A 19,606-nucleotide genomic window follows, 5' to 3' on the forward strand; every position below is an offset into this window, starting at 1 on the left:
TCCTGAGCTGGTTTTAAATAAGTGAGTGCGGGGTTATCCGGTGGAGCCACCGGAATGGAATTCGGATTCCGGAACAACCCACCAGGCATTCTTATCCGGAATATGTTCAATAATGACGGCCCTCTCCCGACGGGAAAGCGCGGAGTGGCTACGTATTTGAAGCACAAGATGGGCGCCATCCAGAACCGTTTCGCCACGACCAGAGGTTTCGGTAACCCGTGAAGAAATCACCACACAGGGGGTGCCAACAATCCGCTTTTGAAGAGGCTGCAAAAATGCACGGCGAAACAGGGGGCGAAGCGGGCGTACCACGATAGACGTTACCAGCATTGAGGCAACAAGCGCCGCAACAATAACAGCCGCTGCGTATAACCATTGCAGCAAACCGGCCGGAACAAGAGAGCCAATAATGAGATCAACAAAATAGCTGGTCAGCCAACCAAACAGGAACAACAGCGTGAGCACTAACGGCAGGGGAACACCCTGTAGCCCCAAGGTAACCATCAGGCCGCTGAAATCGCCACCGGCATCAATGTCGCCGTCTGCGTCTATATCGCCCATGCCAAGCAGGGATATCAGCCAGTAGATAATGGCCACACACAACAGAACGGAGAAAACTACCGTTGGAAAGGAGAAGGCTACAGCGAAGAACGTTTCCATACGCGACCAGATTATCCTTTCTGGTAAACCCAATAATTGACAGTTTGTGTCAAACGAGAGCGCCGTTATAACGCAAACAAACTAATCCTTGCAAATGTTTAATTGCGAAGTATAGACTCTAATTATTGACATAAAATGTCAAGCGACAGGACAAGGTTCGTCCGGATCGGCCGAACCGATTCACCGCCACAGGAAGGAGCTATTTGTGGATATTCAAACTCTCACCCTGGCCCTGGGTGATTCTACCCATGCCGGCCGACGCTTCGATGTTATGCCCATAACCGGGGACGAACCGGTGCTTCAGGTAACGGTTTCCGGTGCAGAAGAAACGCCGGTGTACCTTACCGTAACCGACACTCAAATTCTGTGCCTTGCGTATCTTTTTGATGAGCAGGAACTGAACCCGGAGCGCCTGAATGAACTGCATGAAAACATGCTGCGACTCAGTGTACCCATGCCCCTGAGCTCACTGGGCAAAACCGGTGATCACTACGTGGTCTATGGCGCTCTCAGCCCCACCTCCGGCGCAGCCGAAATCATGCAGGAACTGGTGACGCTGGCAGAGAATGCCATCGACCTGTTACAGACATTTGAAGACTACCTGGCTTAACTGAGGGCTGAGACATGAGATCCATACTGAACAAACTTCTGACCGCCATGCGCGGTGGCGTTAATGAACTGGGCGAAGCCGTAGTCGACGGCCAGGGCAACCGCATTCTGGAACAGGAACTGCGGGACTCCGAGCAGGAACTGAAGCAGGCTAAGCAGGAACTGGCTGCACTGATGGCCGAATCCGCCTCTTTGGCCCGGCAAATTCGCTCTGAGCAGGACAACGCCAGCAAACGCGAACAGGATGCCCGCAAAGCCATTGCCGCCGGCCAGGAAGACCTGGCCAGAGAAGTGGCTGAACGCATTGTTGGCCACGAACGCCGCGCAGTAGAGCTGACCCAAACCCGCGAATTGCTGCAACAGCGGATTGCCGGCCTGAAAGAGCGTGTTCAGCGGGCCGAAAAGCAACTCGCCGATTACCGCCGGGAACTGCAAGTGGTGAAAACCAATGAGCGCGTGCTTCGCACCACCGCCCAGATTGATACAAACATCAACAGCCAGAAGTCCTCGCTGAACACCGCCAAGGAAACCCTTGAGCGCATTCGCGAGCGCCAGGCCCGGGAAGAAGACCGCCAGACCGCCAGCGCCACTCTTGAAAAAGAACTCACAGGCGCCGACCTGGACGAAAAACTGAAAGCCGCCGGTATTGACGGCGAACAAGATGCAATCGACAACGTGCTGGCTCGACTCAAAGACAACCCTGCACAGTAAGCCCAACGCCCCCGAACTCCGGGGGCGTAATCCTTCAGGTTACTCCCATGGCAAATAAACCGGACTGGTCTAAAGAGGAGCAGGCCGTTCAGGCCGTACAAATGGCCTTCGACCTCTCCAACGACATTCAGCGCGCCTTTCGGGTCTCTGCAGCCATACAGAACATGAGCACCTCCGACATGGTGCGCAAAGTTCTGGAACTTCCCTATCAGAAGACCCGGGCAAGGCCGCGTTTGACCATTACCCTGAAAGATGAAGACTTCGAATTGCTGGCCCGCAAGTACGGCCTTGACCCGCAAGATCGGGCGATTATCCGCCAGCGTGTCTCGGAGGATTTACAGGTGTTTGCCCGTAATTATCTGACCGAATCTGAGTGACCACCGTCGCAACCGCTCACCGCAAGCTTACTAAGACACCAAGCACTGCGATGATCAAAACGGAGGTCAGTGCGGTCATTCGTACAAAGCTTCGATCAGCTTTGATGCTGTCATCGGGCGTTGCGACTGCCGCCTGAGCAGGATGCCCAGGTATATCCGTTTTGGTGTCAGATGCTTCCGTCTGCTCAGGTGCCGGGAACGGGTAGAGCGGTTGACGCCACTCATCGAACAAAGCCTGCTCGGCAGAAGTGATAGTACTTCGGGCCTTTGGACCGTTACGCAGACTACCGTCAGGATTAAGCAGAATCACACCATCATCGTCGTCGTAAACCAACCAACTCTCAGCATCACCAACCTCCTGATCGCCCTCGATCGTCGTGATAGTCCAACGCTGAGCCATGACAGGCCCAGTGCCCATTTCATCATTCGCTGGCAGTTCAAGGAGCTTTGCCCGATACAAGCGTTCGGTGCCAGACTCATTTTTCGCGATACCGGCTAAACCGAGAATATGCAAAATGGAGTCAACCACCACGCCACCATCTGAACCAGCCCAGACAACCCACGCGCCCAGCACCGCAGCATTTCTTGCAAGTTCTTTGAGAGCAACCGGCTTTATGGAAATATTCCCGTCACCCGCCGAAAGCCGGTAGTCCGCCAACTCTGCTTCAACCGCTTCAGGATCTGTGCCAGCGAGGAAGGCCAAATGATCGTGCACCTCCACGAGAGCAGGTAGCTCCACCTCGGGGCCATTGTTTACAAACACGGCATAAAAGGTGTGAACTTGCCACTCACGCACCAGAGAAACGTAGTCTTTAGCGGCAACAAGCTTGCCGAACTCTTCAATACAGGCAACTGATTTTTCTTCCATGATTATGCTATTCCATCGTTTATGAAAAACTCGATCCCTTGGACCAGAGCGGATCAGACTCCCCTTTTAATGCAGCCTTTATCTATCTGGCGACCAAGAAACAAACTGCCCGCCCTCCCTCGCGGCGCAGAGTTGTTTGAAAATCTCATTGCAATCCCCTGCGTAGTTGTAAAGATTCGTGGCAAAAATGCCACCATCGCTCCGCTCGTGAGATATGAATCTACCTGGCGTCGGCAGATTATACTTGTGCCCGCCTTTCAAATAGACAATCAGCAATACAGATCGCCCTGTCTCCATGCTGGAACGCTTTTCCAGCTTGAGGTGAGTAATATCCCGCCAGGCTATTTCCTTTAATATGCAATCATCCACCCGCAGGAACTCGGGAGTCACCTCAATGACATGATTAATCTTGCCAAAATCCAGCCGCAAAAAACTCCAAAATAAAAAGCTCATCAGCACAACGAAGATGATTGCAGGTATTGAAGATGATGTTTCCAGATAGAACCAGTAGGCAAGCCCACATATTGTTGCAAACAGCGACCCACCCACTGAGTACATCAATGCTCGATCTTTCTGGTAAACCCGGTGTTTGACGACAGGAAGGTCTGTATACATAAAATCCATGCTGGCCTCGCAATAACGACTACTCAAAATTGTCTAAACCTGTTGCCGACTCATATTCCGTAGAGGACCATGAGCAAAAAAACAAAAGCCATGAACCCAGCGCATGCCCAGAAGACACCAGAAACGCCGCCGGGGTCTTTGCTACCTTGCACATCCAGCTTGGCCTGATCACTCAGGCCCTGTTTCGCAAGATAGTATTCAAAGTCCGAGATTAGCTGAGTGTTGGACGTCCGGATGCCGGCATACCAATCTTTGGGAAACTCGATTGCGGCAACAGGTACCACCAGAAACGCACACATGGAAACGAAGGGCACTGAGCCGTTAACCAACAGAGAATCCCGCCCGACTAATCCGCGGGGAAGATCCGAAGCGGGAACCCGGCACTCTTCTAGAACTTCACAAACGTAACCCTCAGGTACTTCACCGTGAACAAGCACGGGAACCTGCTGTGCACCACACGGCATGCAAGCCAGGACAGGAAAACGTCCGTCGGTCGCATCCGGAACGAAGAGGCGATTCATGTTATCAGGACAAAACGGCTTTACGCCTTCGAACTGACCTAACACCAGATGCGCAGGCTTGCCCGGGTCACGCCCGTGCCAGAACAACACCCAGGCAATTGCCCGGGTAAGTCGCAACCTCAAGTGTTCCGGCACTTCATGGACACCAGGCTCCTGGGGCAGCCAAACTTCCCCGGTGTAATCCGTCATGGCGAGCCCATCCCCGCCCAAGGGCAAGCTCCACTCAGGATGGTCGGCAAACAAGATACGGAACCGCCGCCCATCCACTCTCAAAAGTTCATCGCTATCCTGCTCTTCTACTTCAGGAATCACCTGGTCTTCAATAACTTCCAATTGCAGCTTGGTGGCATCCGGCATGATTTGATTATGAACAGCACGTTCAAGATCATAGAAAGAACGAAGATGTTCTTCGTCAACGATGGCAGGGGCCGGGACGTAAGTGTCTACGCTTTTGGCATTTTCATCCGCTCCGCTCTCTCTTTCACTCCCCTCCTTCAACGCGGCATAGTCGTATAAAGGTTCAGCCCACCAATCAAACAGCGCCTGCTCTTCAGCCGACAAGTCGCTGCGATTTTTAGCACCACCTTTTGGGCCAAGGCCAGGCCCAAACACCACAAGCCCCCGATCATCGAAGATAAGATCTTCTCGCGCCACTTCGGTAGCCGAATCTGCAGACACGGTGCTGATGACCCAGCTTTGCGCTTTGATTATCTCGACGAGCCCGCCCGGGTTTTGAAGTTCATGGATTTTCGCCTGATACAAACGCTCCTGGCCTGAAGGCTCCTGTTTAATAGCCTTCATTCCGATTAAATGCATCAGCGACGTGTTCATGATTACTTTGGATCCGGTCCAGCAGAGCCACGCACCTAAAAGGAACGCATTCCTTGCGAGCTCTCCCAGGGGAACCGGTCTGACAAAAACGTCCAGCTCTTCGTCGAAACTGAAGTCTTTGATAGCTGCCCGGGCCGCAACCGGGTCTGGGCTTCCGATGAAGCATCGTCCGTCTTCGATGGGTAGCAAGACAGGTAATTCCAGATCGTGTCGTTTTTTTGCAAATAGCGTGTGAAAGATAACGTCTCGCCAGTCCCTTATCAGGCCTATGTGGTTTTCACTAGCGATAAGGTCGGTGAAGGCGCTCTCTGTTGGTGTAAATGAATCTTCCATGATTCTAACTGCCTGTTCTTTCGGTTTTTGCGACCCTTGCCCGTCAAGGATCTTCTTTGTCATCATGTTCGCGCCGCGGCAGCGCAACACCCAGGCTGTCCCATTAGGACAGCTGAGTTCCTATTCAGGACGATGCTTTGGACTGGTACCGGCCCCGCCCCCGCTTTTCTTGCCGTTTCGCCTCACGCCCGGCTTGCCATTCGGAGACCGGCCCCATGTTGGTGAAGCGAAGGCCCCGTTCATAAGCACGGGTGAGGTTCTGATTGAGGCTTTGCAGGGCCTCTGACGGTTTGGTCCATTGCTCTTTTGGCAAAGGTGCTGACCAACGCTCCAGTTCTTTCGGCAGGCTTTTCAGGGCCAGGGTCTTGATGCGACGTTCGGTGATGATGTGGGCCAGGTAACGCTGGAAGAACCAGTCGCCCACCTTCTTACCCAGCCAGGGCAACAGAGACATTTCTTTTCGGGCCTGGCGGCACCGGGCTTTGTAGTGGGCCAGTGTGTCATCGTTCTTCGGATCCGGGCAGTCCTCGGGACCATCTTCCATAAACCGTCGGAGGCATTCCCACTGCGCCAGGCCAGCGGTTTCGTGGCCCACATTAATGGTGGCGGCTGCCAGCGCGGATTCCGGGTCGTCAGGTTTCGGAATAGCCAGGGTGAGAACCGTGCGCGTGGCCATCAGGCTGGGGCCAATGTCCTGTCGGGTTTCAATGTAGGCGACCAGCTTGTCCCAGGGATAGAATTCGTAGACCAGCTTGGGGTCGTGTTTTTTCTTTAAGCGAAGCGCTATGAAAAAGTAGGCCCCAATAACCAAGGTTTCAACGGCCAAAGCCGTGGCAAATATAGTCACCAACAATTGGACATACTCTGGCGACTCACCCTCCAGCGTATAAGGCATAAATACAGCAGCTATCGTACCGATATACGTTATGTATGCGATACCAGCTGCGCTGTCATTCCAGAAAGGCAGTTTGAATTCCTTTCCTTCGGTCCATCGCGGTATCGCCACCTCCCTGCGCTGTCGGTTAAGCCTTATCGGTGGAGTTTCTTTCACGGCCTTGTTGCCAAGAAAGTAAACATACAACCCCCACGGAACAGTAATTAATAAATTCATTCCCCCCAAGCCAAGCAAAGGTATCCACGTTAGTTCATGGTGCCCAAGATAATAGTTCACTGTCATAGCCAGCCCCCCCATCATGACTAAAATAGTGAGACTCAAAAACATCAGTGCGAATTCGGCGCTAAACAGCAGGTTGCCGTTCTGCAAATCCAGCCAGCCTTCAGTTTTCCGCCGAATCCAGGCGTTGACATCGACCGCCCTCTCGCCCGTCACAACCGGTTTTGGAGTCAAGGCCAGCAAGCGCCCCTCTTTGGTAATGCGACGCACACCCGCTTCCCAGTTGGGCTCAGGCGGCAGTTGGTTAGTTAGCGGGTTCTCATTGGCTTTGGTCATAGTCAAGACTTCTTGGGTTCGCTTAACAGGGCATGATAGTTGGTGATCAAGGCGTTCAAACGATTGTCCGGGCCACCCAGTGCTTTTACCGTCTGCCACACTTTCGTCTCGTTGGCTCCTACCTTCGGGAGATTTCCCGGCTCATGCAACGTGAGCTTATAGTGATATGCCTTTTCTGCTTCCGGCAACCAATTAGGCGAATTCGCAGCTTTGTAGCGGAAGGCCAGATAGAAACCGTTCGCCGATTCCAAGTCGATCTCGGTCAGGGATAATTCCAGAGCAACACCCGCCGCCCCCATGCTCTTTTTCGTGAATGCCTGGTTCCAATACTCATGATCAGGACTCCAAGCTGTCCCTTCTTGCCGCAATACGGCCCACTCCATATTATCCGAGTCCAGCGAGTTCAGTCCCGGCAATTCAAGACGAAAGGCACAGTAGCTCGTGCGCCCATCTAGTGCAGCCTGCTCAGCCTTGACCAACAAGCTGGGCTGGTAAATGGCCTTGGCCAATTCGTGGCGTTGCTGATCGCCATCCCAGTCTTTGCCATCATTACCCCAGATACTTTGCTCACACCACCGCTGGATGTCTGTACGTTTGAAGTAGCTTTGCACCCAGTTACCAACTACGACAAGGGCTGTTCCGACCCACAGGTAGGCATTCAAGCCCCGAAACACGCCTCCAGCTAGTGATAGCATCCCCCGATTGACCGATTTCCAGGTAATCTCTTTAGAAGTTTCTCGGATGACATGGGAGATGCCGGAAGTTCCGGCTTTCGCCATTTGCCAACTCCCATGTATGAGAAAGCTATCACCAATTAGGGTGGTACCTGCCCCCATCCGAGTTCCGTTACTACTTCCAGATTTAACCATTAGAGATAACTGCTTAAACCAGTCAGCTCCCGCCGATAAGAATCCTGCCCATGCCGCAATGGTACCTCCCCACACATTTACGCGGGCCAGCCGCGTCAGTACCTCATCGGCTTGGTAGATTGTTTGGTAGTAGTAGTTCAGGCGGGCGCTACCGACGATAGTCAAGATACTTGCAGCAGCACCCACCGTCCCGGCAGTACCATTGGCAAACGACCAAAACTCATCCCAATCGCCTTCTTTGTCCCACTTATTGAACGCATCCCAAGCCCCAACAGCACCAACCAGCCCCATAAACGACACTAGCCCCAGGCCACCAACCCGTGTCGGCGCGTCGAGCGCGTCCTTCCCGTGGATCATGCCCCGGCCATAGTCCATCACTTTCGTAAGCCCACCCCAGTCTATCAGGCTTGTCAGTTTGTCTAACTCCCCCTGCACCGCACGACCATAAGCGGTTCGGGTCAATCCGCCTATCAAGAGGGCACCATTGTGGTTTTCACCCTCTATAGGAGAGGTATCCATTAGCCTGAATCCTCGTTCCCGGAGCCGGTCGGCCAACATTTGTTTGCGCATTCGGGCATCGCCAACCTCTTGGTCATATTGCTGTTTGTAACGGCGACGGTTGCGCGTATTGGCCTCACTGTGAAGTCTCTCAAGGCGCTTTTCTTCGCTCAGTGCCTCCTCATGCATCCGGGCCAAATGTTCAATCTCTTTCACCAAAGATTCATGCCTGGTCAGGCTGTCGACATCAGCGATGCTCAGGTCGACCTGATAAAGTCTCTGGTTTTCGAAGATGTGAGCCCGCAAGCCGGGATCCATACGCTTGAACACTTGCTTCAGGCGGCCATGCAAGTCCGCAGCGTCAGCTGCTTGCACCAACTCGAACAAGGCCAACCGACCGGTTATGTTGAGCTGGGCCAAGTGATGGCTGAGTTGGGCGGCAGCCCCCGGCGACAAATCTGGAAACTGGAAACAAGGACTTTTTTCAATCAACTGAACCCACTCTCGGTATTCGGCTGGGCCTTGATGTGCGTCCATGATGGCTTTAAGGCCATCTATCAGATCCTTTAACGTGCCGGGGATAATCTCGTGCTTCAAGTCCAGCGAGATCAGGTGCTGATGCCCTACTTCCTCAAAATAAAATCGCTTTAAGAAAGCGAAATCACCAGATGATTGAGCCCACTCCGTGAGTATCGTAATCAACCCATTGTCCATGCCCAGCAGTGCCATGTAGCTGGCTTCGCTTTGCCGGTCATACAGATGACCGTGGAGATAAAATGTGGCCAATAGCGTCTGGATATCCGACACAATCCGTCGCTTTTCGTCGGCAAACCAGGCTAAATGCTGCTGAGCCTGCTCCAGATAGGCATTCATATCGTCCAGTTTTACCAAGTCTGCGATGCCCTGCTGGCCACCGAGGGCGGAACCATCCACGAGGTTTTCCTGGTAGTCCGCGATAGACTCAACGATCGAAAGAACTTCCCCTTGCGACATCCCCAATTCCGTCGCCAGTGCTTCGCTGGCTTCCCGCATTGCGATGACCCGTTCGCGATCGGCTGGCATATAGTTGTAGGTGGTGGGTCCGGCTACTTTCCGAGTGCTTGTCTGGTACTCAGGGAAGTCTTCAACCAACTGTTTCAACTGATTATGTTGGCTTCTGTTTCCCTGAGCGACTTTTTTAAACAGGGCCTTGGCGCCCTCATCTTCAATTTGCTCCGAAAATGAAAGGGCCAGCTCAGCCACTCGTCCACCATCCAGACGAATCAGGTCCTTGATAAACCTTGCGGAATAATATTTCGCGTCCTCGCCCTCCAGCCAAGCATTATGGTTGGTATCTACAATCGCCCAGGCATCCATAAGGTCACTAATATGCCCCATCATGTCATCGACCACGAGATAGGCATGATCCAAGTCGTAGGCTGGTAGCCGATGGGCGAACGGCTCAGAGCCAACATCCAATGTATTTTGAGCCCAATACCAAGAGGGTAATTGGGGCTGACCATCCATCGGTGTCGTTTGAGATTCCGGGTGCGTGAGCAGCGACTCCAGACTCGATTTGCTCAACAGCTGTGACTTGCCATTGACAGGGCAGTAGCCGGACAGGCTCACCCGCTGCATTACATCACGACGATAGCTTTGCCAGCCGATCAACATGCTGCACTTTTTTGCGGTTAGCTGGGCGGACGAGAACAAGACATCAATATGTCCCCGGCGCGGAACCACGATGGCCTCTGTATCCGCTTTCCCAAGACGCTCATCCTTTGCGGCCTCGTTACCTTTCCACATACGCTTGGTGACCGCACCGCCATCTTTAACTTCGTATTCATGCAAAATATCTGGAGCATCGGAATGGAACAAGTAAAAGTAGCCATCCCGTACCTGGCGGATGCCGATCGGCTGAAACCCAAGGTCAAAACCCGGTGTCAATGAGGGGTGATCTGCCGCCGCATCGGCGTAGGCGTAACGCACCGGGATTAATTGGATGTCCGCTCGGGTCAAAGGGCAAGAGCCCTGCGCAGTGGTGCTCGCCAGACTTGCCCGATCGGCGGCAGCAATGGGGCTGGCAACTTGCTTACCCATGTATGAGCTCTCCTTGCACTTGGGTTCCAGCCGAGGCCATGGCGATCAATGCCGCTTTTTTAGCCTTGGCTTCTGCGGCCGATCCTGGCCAGCAGTGAAAAATCTCGTGAATATCCGGAGCCATTGCCTTCCAGAGCGACATATCACCTTGGCAACCATACACGGTGCACCAATGAAGCAAGGCCTGGACTGACTCATAGCCATTCGCAATGGCCTGTTCCATTAAGCTATGTAGATCCGTAACCACACCACGCCTGGCCTTTGTCTCAGCCCTATCTGGAAAATAGGTTTCCAGGTGCTGCATCATTTTGACCAGTGTTATACGCAGATCGGCGTTCGTTAAGCCGCGCAGGGTGAGCTCGCTCAGGCAAGGCGGAACAGCACCCTCCTCACATAACCCAACGGTGCCTGCTGCCCATGATTCCGGATTTTCCTGAAGGTGCCAGCCGTCCCAAAGGGCATCCGGCAATGTTACCGCTGTGAATGGCATCCAGAACTGCGGCAACCCGCCGTCACCGGAAGGTGCCAAAAGCACCCTTGCGACGGTCGGGTCAGCGAACCGCAACATAACATTGTACCCCAAAGGGTGGCGCACCATGATAAACCGACGCAAGTGATTGGCTATTGAATCTATCGCTTCTTCGCTGGAGATACCGTAGCCCCACTCCAGCGTCCTGCCTTCCTGAACCAACCGTTCCAGCAGAGGACTGCTCCGGTCGGCGCGCACCAACAGAGGTGCAACCTCACGAATCGACGCCCATTCGGTACCATCAAACAGGTTGCGATAATCGGGTGCCTCGACGAGTTCGTATAGCCAGCGTTCCACCGCTTCATGTTTGCTGCCATCAATCAGGACGTAGTTGCAATGAATGTTCTTATCCTGAGCAAGGCTTGCAGGAGGGCTTTCGAAAACATCAAGCATCAGATGCTTCTCCCGATGTATCTTCTTCTGCCTGACAAACGGAGGTTAGCGCTTTGCCTTCCCGCAGCGCACGAATCTGAGCATCCGGCTCAACGTTGGCCCGCTGACCTACCATGGCGAGAGCAACTGGTGCTACGAAGGCTCCACCTGCATTCACCAACCCCGGCATCTCCGCCACCTGAACCTTCTGCCCACTCCCCTTGCCCGCCGCACCGCCGGCGTTCATTTTTATAGAAGCCCCACCGAAAGCAACGCCGCTGGGATCAATTTTCAAAAAGCTGCCGCCCGCTTTAAGAGTGATCTCGGCACCCGCTTCGATAACCGCTTTCTGCCCGGCCTTGATATGCAGTTCTGTGCCGGAATCACTGAGCCAGGCGGTGCCCGCTTTCAGGTGCAAGGAGCCGGTTACGCTGAAACTGTGGTCTTTGCCGGTTTGTTCGCGTTTTTCGCCGTCGATGGTTTGGTGTTTGCTGCCTTTTACGTGGCTGAAGCGGTCATTTTCAACGGTGAGATGGCTGTCGTTTTTGATGACTTCGGTGCGGTTGTTTTCCGTGAGCAGGTCCAGGTCTTTCTGGGCGTGGATGTAGATCTGTTCTTTGTCTGCCTCATCTTCAAACCGCAGCTCGTTACTGCCCTCGCCCTTGTGGGTCTGGGTTTTCAGGGTGGTGCGGGTTTTGTGTTCCGGCAGCGCGTAGGGCGGTGTGTTGGTGGCGTGGTAGGTTCGGCCGGTGATGATGGGCTGGTCCGGGTCGCCATCAAGGAAGGAGACGATGACTTCGTTGCCGATTCTGGGCAGGGCCATAAAACCATACTGGCCGCCAGCCCAGCCCTGGCTGACCCTTAGCCAGGCGCTGCTGTGTTCGTCATTCTTGCTGTATCTGTCCCAGGGGAAGCGGACTTTTACCCGGCCAAATTCGTCGCAGTGGATTTCTTCCCCTTCGGGGCCGGTCACTATGGCGATTTGCGGGCCGTCCATTAGAGGACGATGGCTAACCGTTGGCCGCCAGGTTTTGTCGGCGGGTACGGCACTGAAGGTGTTGTGGTAGGTAGTGGGGCCAGAACCGCCCTCTTCTTTCATGGCCTGGGGCTGTTTGCCGGTGTGGGTCACCGCCGTCAACAGCCAGTCCCGATTCAACTTGGGGTTGTCGTGTTCGGTGAGTTCGGTTTTGGCGCCGCAGGTGAAGTCTGCACGGTTGCTTTCGCCGTTAGCTGTGCTGGCGTCGTTTCTTAGGGCGTCGAGCCTGGCTTCGGTAAACGGCTGGCCGCTGGCATCGGCTTTGAAGCGGCCGGGATAGTCAAAGTGCTGGTAATCCTGCCGTTGATTGGCACTGGTGGTACTGTGTTCGTGCATCAGCGCATAGGCAGGGTTTTTGAAGGTGTAGTCTTTGGCGGCTACGGACGCGGCGCGAACCCGTTCTTCGTAGCGAAAGCGGAATACCACAGATTGTTTGGTACTTCCGCCAGCTTTGCCGTTGTATTCGGCGGCTTCAAGTTTTGGTGCGTCGCCGTGGTGGTCGGCAATAATCAGGCCGGGTTGTTCGCTGCCATCCACGCTGCCGTGCTGGTAGCGGTAGTGCCAACCTTCTTCGGCAGCCAGTCGCCCGATAAAGGCTAGGTCGCTTTCCCGGTGCTGTACGCAGTATTCCCGTTCCTGGGGGGCACGTTTGAGATCAAATACGGTATCTACGGTGCCCCGCTCTTCCAGCAGGGTACGCACAATGGTGTCTGTGGTTTGAGTCTGGAAGATGCGGCTGTTGTGCATCAGCCCCAAGCGCCATACAGGCGGCTCGATAACAATCTCATAGCGGGTGCGGCGGTGGCCGGAATCGCCCCGGGCGAATTCACTGACTACGCCGGTGAAGCGGCGAAGAGGCATGCCGTCCTGCCACACCACCAGATCGACTGGCTGCTCCAGAACTTCGGATGCATCTATGTCCGGGTCGGTACTGGCCAGTTCAAGGCAGCCATGAAATAGCTCGGATAGTCGTTCCGTTAGCGTGAAGCCAACAACGGAAAATAGATCAGAGGGGAGTTCGCCAACACGGGCGGTAAACTGCAGTCCGCTTGCTTGGGGCATATCTTCAATCCTTGAAGGTATGGTTCTGTATGAGTCCGGGCAGGGATTCTGTCGTAAAAGCGGCGGTTAATCAAACTCTCGCTGCTTCAAAAGCGCACCAGTTCTAATCAAGCAAAGGATCAGGCCGAGCCGTGCGCCTGTGCTTTCGCCCGGAAGGGTCGGGTCCACCACTCAGACATGAGCACGCCGAACAAGGTCAGCCCACCACCAATAAAGTGGTGCGAACCCAGTGTTTCGCTCAGCATCACCGAAGCAATCAGCGCCGTTAAAATGGGAATGAGGTTGAAGAACACGGAAGTCCGGCTGGGGCCCAGGTGCTTGATGCCGGTCATCCATGCCAAGGGTGCACCAATAGATGCAAACACACAGGCGAACAAGACCAGTGGCAAGTTATCACTGTTCAGCCCGGTTTGTGGAAGTAGCGCAAACAGCGGGAACAAAACCACGACGGCCACAAGCACTTGCGCGTAAAGCAACTGCATTGCAGGCAGGGGTATCTGCCATTTTTTCAACAATGTGCTGTATATAGCGTAGGCAGCCACAGCTACCAGCATCATGCCGTCGCCGCCATTGATCCCCTGCTGGGCAATAGCAGTCAAATCCCCGGAGGTGATTACAATCAATACGCCAAAAAATGAAAACAGCGATCCGACCACGGCACCTACTGTGAGGCGGTGGCCCAATGCCAGGATGGCCAGAATAAGAGACATCACAGGCATGAGCGCCAATACAATGCCCATGTTGGTCGCAGAGGTTTTAGGTGCGGCAAAATAGGCAAGGCTTTGATAAATCGCCATACCCAGCACACCCAACACAAAAATCTTGCCCAGATTTGCCTTCACCACTGGCCAGGATCGCAGCGTTGGCCGCAATAGCAAAGGCGTGAGGATGACAGCCGCAAACAGCCACCGATAAAACCCGATTTCTGCCGGAAAAATAACACCCACAGCCAGCTTGTTAACTACGGTATTCCCCGCCCAGAAAATGACAGCCAGTAGCGGAAACGCATAATACATAGTCACAAACCCCAGAAAACGAACGAATAATCAGAAGCGTCATTATCCGCTTGCACTTATTAAAGGCTATACTGAGTTCTACGGCGCACGGCTTATGCTTGAAACAATGCCGAAAGTTACCAAGCCCACCTTGCGCCGTGTTCATAAGCAATGTGCTCATACTTACTTTTCAAAATGGCCCGTCATGAAACTTTTAGTCCGTAACCTCGCACGCACCACAACAGAACAGGAAATCAGGGAGCTGTTTGCTGCTCATGGTACTGTCACCGAGTGCACACTGGTTTTAGATAAAGAAACCGGAAATTCCAAAGGCTTTGGATTTGTGGAAATGCCACACGCGAAGGAAGCAAAGATGGCTAAGGCCCAGCTGAACGATGCTCGTGTGGGAAAAAACAAAATACGGGTGAAGTACGCTCAGGATAAGGAACAGCAAGCAGATACCAATAGCTGACGCCTTACACTGCTGGCTCATTGGCTACGCGTTCTTCTATGCACTCGTAGCCTCCCATCTCAAATTCCCGACAAATAAACGGTCGCTTGTCGTAAATCGAACACGACATAGTCTTGCGATCCAGCGCCGCACACCAGCCATCATCCAGCCGCTCCATGGTTCTGCCGCCCCACTGATCGGTTTCAATAAACCGTTCTGGCACGCCTGTCTCGGTAATCAGCATAACTTCCAGGCGACAACAGCAGGCCTGGCAATTTGAGCAGCTAATACCGGGATCAGACATGGCAGTTATTCCCACAAGTTGTTGGCGCTACTCTATCAGAGCAAGTCTTTGCGTAGCTGTGATGGGCTCTTGGGTGACAGCAAACCCGGAGCAACATCCAATACCGATCTGGCACCCACTTCGCCGGCGCTGGCCATCTTATGAACAGCTCGGGTGTAGGCTACCAACACACTGGCTGTGAACTCAGGGTTGCTACCAAGCGCCAGTGAATACTCGATGGTTTGCTTGCTCTGGGTACCGGTTTCGCCACTGCGAATCACGAAGCCGCCGTGAGGCATGGCACTGTGTTCCGCCGCGAAGGTCGCCTCATCAATGAAGTTAACCGTGGTATCGAAAGGCTCGAAATAGTCCGGCATGGTCACAATGCTGTTTCGCACTGTGTCTGCATCTGCACCCTCTTCCAGAACAATAAAGCACTCGCGCACATGTTTTTCCCGGGTGGTCAGTTCAGGCTGTTCACCGTTGCGCACCCGCGCAATGGCGTCCTGAGATGGAAGGGTGTATTGCACACCTTTTTTCACGCCATCCACACGACGAACCGCATCTGAGTGGCCCTGGCTCAGGCCTTTGCCCCAGAAGGTATAGGTCTCGCCTTCCGGCAATATGGTTTCACCAAACAAGCGGTTCAGTGAGAACAGGCCGGGGTCCCAACCCACAGACATCAATGCAACCTTACCGGCTTTGCGTGCAGGTTCATCCAATGCCGCGTGGTATTCGTTCACTTTGGCGTGGGTATCAAAGCTGTCGACGGTATTGAAGAACTGTGCCAGATAAGGGCCTTGCTCCGGCAGATCAGTTTTCGAGCCACCGCAAAGGATCATTACATCAATGTCGTTCTGGTACTGCTCAATATCTGCCATGGCATAAACCGGCACTTTGCTGTCCAGAAGAGCCACACTGGCAGGGTCGCGGCGGCTGAACACACCCACCAACTGCATATCCGGATTCTGTGCCAACGCAGCTTCCACACCCCTACCCAGATTGCCGTACCCGGCAATGGCTACTCTAATCTTGTCTGCCATGTTTACTAATCCTGTACCGTTTGAAAATTTGCGTGGGAAGCTCATCACGTAAGCCGTAACGAGCCCCAAGAACTGAAAGAGTTGTGACTACAGGTATTATGAACGTCAAGCACTCTTATACGACAACTCGATACCTGCCTTGGCAGCCCGTGCTGCGTGCAGCTTCTTGTAGCTTTCGATCAGCCGCAGGTGCCTATCCAGACCTTCCAACTGCATATTGGTCGGGGTCAGGCCATAGAAGCGAACGCTGCCATCCACTGAGCCAACTACGGCGTCCATGGTCTCTTCCCCAAACATACGTCGGAAGTTAAACAGGTAATCGCTTAGCTCAAGCTCTTCATCCAGAGTGACTTCCAGCACTGCGCACATGGCTTGATAGAACAGCCCACGCTCCACAGTGTTGTCGTTGTATTGCAGGAACATCTCCACCCTCTCAAGGGCGTCTTCGTATTGCTTAAGCGCCAGATTGATCAGCAGCTTCAATTCCAGAATGGTGAGCTGGCCCCACACGGTATTTTCATCAAACTCTATGCCGATGAGGGTAATAATGTCTGTGTAATCATCAATCTGGCTGTCGTCGAGGCGTTCAACCAAAGCGGCAAGTTGCTCGTCGCTCAGGATGTGCAGATTGAGAATATCTTCGCGATAGTCCAGTGCCCGGTTGGTGTTGTCCCAGATCAGATCTTCTACCTGGTAAACCTCGGAGTAGCCGGGCACCAGCATTCTGCAAACCGGGGCGCCCAACTCGTCATAAATCGCGGTGTACACTTCGTGACCCATGTCTTCAATAATACCGAACAGGCAGGCGGCCTCTTCTTCGGTGGTGCCGGAGAAGTCCCACTCATGAAACTCAACATCCGCTTTGGCGCTAAAGAATCGCCAGGACACTACACCACTTGAATCGATAAAGTGTTCAACGTAATTGTTGGGTTCGGTGATGGCCAAGCTGTTGAAGGTTGGAGGAAGGAAATCGTTCAACCCTTCAAAGCTGCGGCCCTGCATCAACTCGGTCAGGCTGCGCTCCAGCGCAACCTTCATGGTGGGGTGCGCGCCAAACGAGGCAAACACACCACCGGTTTTCGGGTTCATGAGGGTTACGCAGGCCACAGGGAACTGCCCGCCAAGGGAGGCGTCTTTCACCAGTATGGGAAAGCCCTGGGCTTCCAGCGCCCGCACGCCTTCAAGAATATCCGGGTACTTTTCCAGAACGTGCATCGGCACATCCGGCAGTGCAATTTCTTCCTGGATGATCTGCTTTTTCACTGCCCGCTCAAGGATTTCCGACAAGCACTGCACCTGCGCCTCTGCCAAGGTGTTCCCGGCACTCATGCCATTGCTCAGAAACAGATTTTCAATGAGGTTACTCGGGAAGTAGACGGGGACGCCGTCGGAGTGGCGCACGTATGGCAGAGCACATATTCCCCGCTCCAAATTGCCAGAGTTTGTATCGATCAGATTGGAACCACGCAGTTCGCCATCCGGGTTATAAATGGCGAGGCAATGCTCGTCCAGAATGCCTTCTGGTAATTCGTCGTCAGGCCCAGGCTTGAACCAGCGCTCTCTCGGGTAATGCACGAACTCGCTGTTGGCTATTTCCTCACCAAAAAACTGATCGTTGTAGAAGAAGTTGCAGTTCAGGCGCTCAACAAATTCGCCCAGCGCTGAGCACAGAGCGCTTTCTTTGGTGGAACCCTTGCCGTTGGTGAAGCACATTGGCGAAGCCGCATCACGCATGTGCAGTGACCACACGTGGGGCACGATGTTGCGCCAGGAGGCAATTTCAATCTTCATGCCGAGACCGGCAAGAATGCCGCTCATGTTGGCAATGGTTTGCTCCAGCGGCAGATCTTTACCCTCAATATAGGTATCGGAGCCCCCCTCTGGCTTGATCGTCAATAATGCCTGAGCATCTTCATCGAGGTTATCAACGATTTCAATCTGGAAGTCCGGGCCGGTTTGCACAACCTTCTTGACCGTGCACCGGTCGATGGAGCGCACGATTCCCTGGCGGTGTTTCTCGGGCAGGTCGTCCGGCAGCTCAACCTGAATCTTGAAAATCTGTTTGTAGCGGTTTTCCGGATCAACAATGTTGTTCTGGGAAAGGCGGATGTTATCGGTTGGAATATCCCTCGCCAGGCAGTACACCTTCACAAAATAAGCGGCGCACAGGGCGGATGAAGCCAGAAAGTAGTCAAAAGGGCCGGGGGCCGAGCCGTCGCCTTTGTAGCGAACGGGCTGGTCGGCAATCACCGAGAAGTCATCAAACTTGGCTTCAACCCGGAGATTGTCGAGGTAATTGACGTTGATTTCCATTGCGAGGGTACTCAATTTAGAGATTTCGGCGCGCCTTGACCATAAAGTGCGGGCCATTCAGGCCGGCCATTATAGACGTAACGCTACGCCACTCATACCTCGTACCAATCACTACCTCTGCAACGTACTTACTCTGTAGGCCTGACAGCTGGTGGCCGAAAAATCCGCCACACCCGCTGCAACTTTTCTTTGGGCAGGATCACCAACAAGTTACCGGCAAGCACCAGGGATACGCCCGCAACTGCCTCAACCGTCCAGATGTAATTCTCAAAAACCGTTGACAGCGCAAGCGCTACAATTGGGAAGAGCACCATGCAGTAGGCCGCACGCTCCGGCCCTATCCGCCCGAGCAACGTAAGGAAACTGCCAAAACCAAGAACAGAGCCGATCAAAGCCAGGTAGACCAAAGAGCCGGTGTAGCTCCAAGTGGCCTCAAAAACGAATGCCTCACCCCTGCCCCAGGCAATGAGCGCCAGCAAAAGAGCGCCGTAAGCCATACTGTAGGCGTTGGTTTGCATAACAGGTAGTTTCGATGCCTGGTTGCGGGCAGAGAGCATGTTGCCGAAGGATGTGATGAAGGTTCCTGCCAAGCTGAGAATGATGGCACGTAAGGTGGCACCATCGGCGTCCAGCGCGCGAACCTCCGGCAAAAACACCAGGATAATCCCCACAAGCCCAAGCGCCGCGCCCCCAATCACTGCACGGGGCATTCGATTGCCGAAGAACAGAGCGCCGTTGATGATATTCATCACAATAATTGTGGAAAACACCACGGCAATTAATCCGCTGGTGATATCTGCAGCCGCCTGATAAACCAGCATGTAATTGAAGCCAAATAGCATCAGCCCCTGACCTGCCATCCAGAGATGCTGCCGGAAACCAAATCGCATATTTCGTCGGGTCAGGCTGCACCAAAGCATCAGCACCAGCGCAGACAGCCCAAATCGATAGGCAATGGACACATCGCCCGGTACTTCACCCAATTGCAGAGGGATCGCTATAAACGTCGAGCCCCAGATCAACACGGTCGACAAATAGAGTACAAAAGTGTTCGTCAGCATAGGTAAAGCAGCCTTCAGCCGTGATCAGAAA

General features: G+C 53.7%; 17 protein-coding genes. 4 read left to right on the plus strand and 13 right to left on the minus strand.

Features of this window, described 5'->3' with window-relative positions; all coding sequences use genetic code 11:
• Positions 1 to 33 precede the first annotated feature (33 nt).
• Positions 34 to 660, minus strand: a complete 627-nt coding sequence (locus tag FFI61_RS09430) for a hypothetical protein (RefSeq protein ID WP_200370070.1) — start codon at positions 658 to 660, stop codon at positions 34 to 36.
• 205 nt (positions 661 to 865) lie between these two features.
• On the opposite strand from FFI61_RS09430, the gene FFI61_RS09435 reads away from it, so the two are divergent.
• From FFI61_RS09435 to FFI61_RS09445, 3 genes are read left to right on the plus strand one after another with little or no spacing between them, the layout of a single operon-like run.
• On the plus strand, positions 866 to 1,270 hold the full coding sequence (locus FFI61_RS09435; protein ID WP_200370071.1) for a YjfI family protein: 405 nt from the start codon (positions 866 to 868) through the stop codon (positions 1,268 to 1,270).
• A gap of 14 nt (positions 1,271 to 1,284) precedes the next feature.
• Positions 1,285 to 1,980 carry a PspA/IM30 family protein gene (locus tag FFI61_RS09440; RefSeq protein ID WP_200370072.1) on the plus strand — a complete coding sequence of 232 codons (696 nt, stop codon included), beginning with the start codon at positions 1,285 to 1,287 and terminating at the stop codon, positions 1,978 to 1,980.
• Between the two features lie 47 nt (positions 1,981 to 2,027).
• Positions 2,028 to 2,357 carry a hypothetical protein gene (locus FFI61_RS09445; RefSeq protein WP_200370073.1) on the plus strand — a complete coding sequence of 110 codons (330 nt, stop codon included), beginning with the start codon at positions 2,028 to 2,030 and terminating at the stop codon, positions 2,355 to 2,357.
• Positions 2,358 to 2,373: 16 nt separating this feature from the next.
• On the opposite strand, the gene FFI61_RS09450 is transcribed toward FFI61_RS09445, so the two are convergent.
• The 8 genes from FFI61_RS09450 to FFI61_RS09485 form a co-directional block, all read right to left on the minus strand.
• Positions 2,374 to 3,225, minus strand: a complete 852-nt coding sequence (locus FFI61_RS09450) for a hypothetical protein (RefSeq protein WP_200370074.1) — start codon at positions 3,223 to 3,225, stop codon at positions 2,374 to 2,376.
• 78 nt (positions 3,226 to 3,303) lie between these two features.
• Positions 3,304 to 3,840 (minus strand): hypothetical protein, encoded by a 537-nt coding sequence (locus FFI61_RS09455; protein WP_227714801.1) that lies wholly within the window; start codon positions 3,838 to 3,840, stop codon positions 3,304 to 3,306.
• A 59-nt stretch (positions 3,841 to 3,899) separates the two neighbouring features.
• Positions 3,900 to 5,600: a hypothetical protein gene (locus FFI61_RS09460; RefSeq protein WP_200370076.1), complete on the minus strand. Its 1,701-nt coding sequence runs from the start codon at positions 5,598 to 5,600 to the stop codon at positions 3,900 to 3,902.
• Positions 5,601 to 5,658: 58 nt separating this feature from the next.
• Positions 5,659 to 6,984, minus strand: coding sequence for a hypothetical protein (locus FFI61_RS09465; protein ID WP_200370077.1), 1,326 nt, complete (start codon positions 6,982 to 6,984; stop codon positions 5,659 to 5,661).
• Positions 6,985 to 6,986: 2 nt separating this feature from the next.
• A complete protein-coding gene (locus tag FFI61_RS09470; protein ID WP_200370078.1) occupies positions 6,987 to 10,430 on the minus strand; it encodes a toxin VasX in 3,444 nt (1,147 codons plus the stop codon).
• The gene (locus FFI61_RS09475) at positions 10,423 to 11,352 is read right to left on the minus strand and encodes a DUF4123 domain-containing protein (protein ID WP_200370079.1); all 930 of its coding nucleotides are present in this window, start codon (positions 11,350 to 11,352) and stop codon (positions 10,423 to 10,425) included. The genes FFI61_RS09470 and FFI61_RS09475 overlap by 8 nt, the downstream gene beginning before the upstream one ends.
• Positions 11,345 to 13,429, minus strand: a complete 2,085-nt coding sequence (locus FFI61_RS09480) for a type VI secretion system Vgr family protein (protein WP_200370080.1) — start codon at positions 13,427 to 13,429, stop codon at positions 11,345 to 11,347. The genes FFI61_RS09475 and FFI61_RS09480 overlap by 8 nt, the downstream gene beginning before the upstream one ends.
• A 119-nt stretch (positions 13,430 to 13,548) precedes the next feature.
• Positions 13,549 to 14,445, minus strand: coding sequence for a DMT family transporter (locus FFI61_RS09485; RefSeq protein ID WP_200370081.1), 897 nt, complete (start codon positions 14,443 to 14,445; stop codon positions 13,549 to 13,551).
• A gap of 94 nt (positions 14,446 to 14,539) precedes the next feature.
• Between FFI61_RS09485 and FFI61_RS09490 the strand changes: the two genes are divergently transcribed.
• On the plus strand, positions 14,540 to 14,896 hold the full coding sequence (locus FFI61_RS09490) for an RNA recognition motif domain-containing protein (RefSeq protein ID WP_413785030.1): 357 nt from the start codon (positions 14,540 to 14,542) through the stop codon (positions 14,894 to 14,896).
• 4 nt (positions 14,897 to 14,900) lie between these two features.
• Here FFI61_RS09490 and FFI61_RS09495 read toward each other — a convergent pair whose 3' ends face one another.
• The 4 genes from FFI61_RS09495 to FFI61_RS09510 all read right to left on the minus strand — a co-directional run bounded on the left by FFI61_RS09495 (position 14,901) and on the right by FFI61_RS09510 (position 19,575).
• Positions 14,901 to 15,179 carry a YkgJ family cysteine cluster protein gene (locus tag FFI61_RS09495; protein WP_200370082.1) on the minus strand — a complete coding sequence of 93 codons (279 nt, stop codon included), beginning with the start codon at positions 15,177 to 15,179 and terminating at the stop codon, positions 14,901 to 14,903.
• A gap of 35 nt (positions 15,180 to 15,214) precedes the next feature.
• On the minus strand, positions 15,215 to 16,201 hold the full coding sequence (locus FFI61_RS09500) for a diaminopimelate dehydrogenase (protein ID WP_200370083.1): 987 nt from the start codon (positions 16,199 to 16,201) through the stop codon (positions 15,215 to 15,217).
• A gap of 105 nt (positions 16,202 to 16,306) precedes the next feature.
• Entirely contained in the window at positions 16,307 to 18,514 is a 2,208-nt protein-coding gene (locus FFI61_RS09505; protein WP_200370084.1) for an OsmC domain/YcaO domain-containing protein, read from the minus strand.
• Between the two features lie 128 nt (positions 18,515 to 18,642).
• Positions 18,643 to 19,575 carry a DMT family transporter gene (locus FFI61_RS09510; protein ID WP_200370085.1) on the minus strand — a complete coding sequence of 311 codons (933 nt, stop codon included), beginning with the start codon at positions 19,573 to 19,575 and terminating at the stop codon, positions 18,643 to 18,645.
• Positions 19,576 to 19,606 lie beyond the last annotated feature (31 nt).

It is taken from the genome of Marinobacter sp. DY40_1A1, assembly GCF_016597815.1.
Lineage (GTDB): Bacteria > Pseudomonadota > Gammaproteobacteria > Pseudomonadales > Oleiphilaceae > Marinobacter > Marinobacter xiaoshiensis.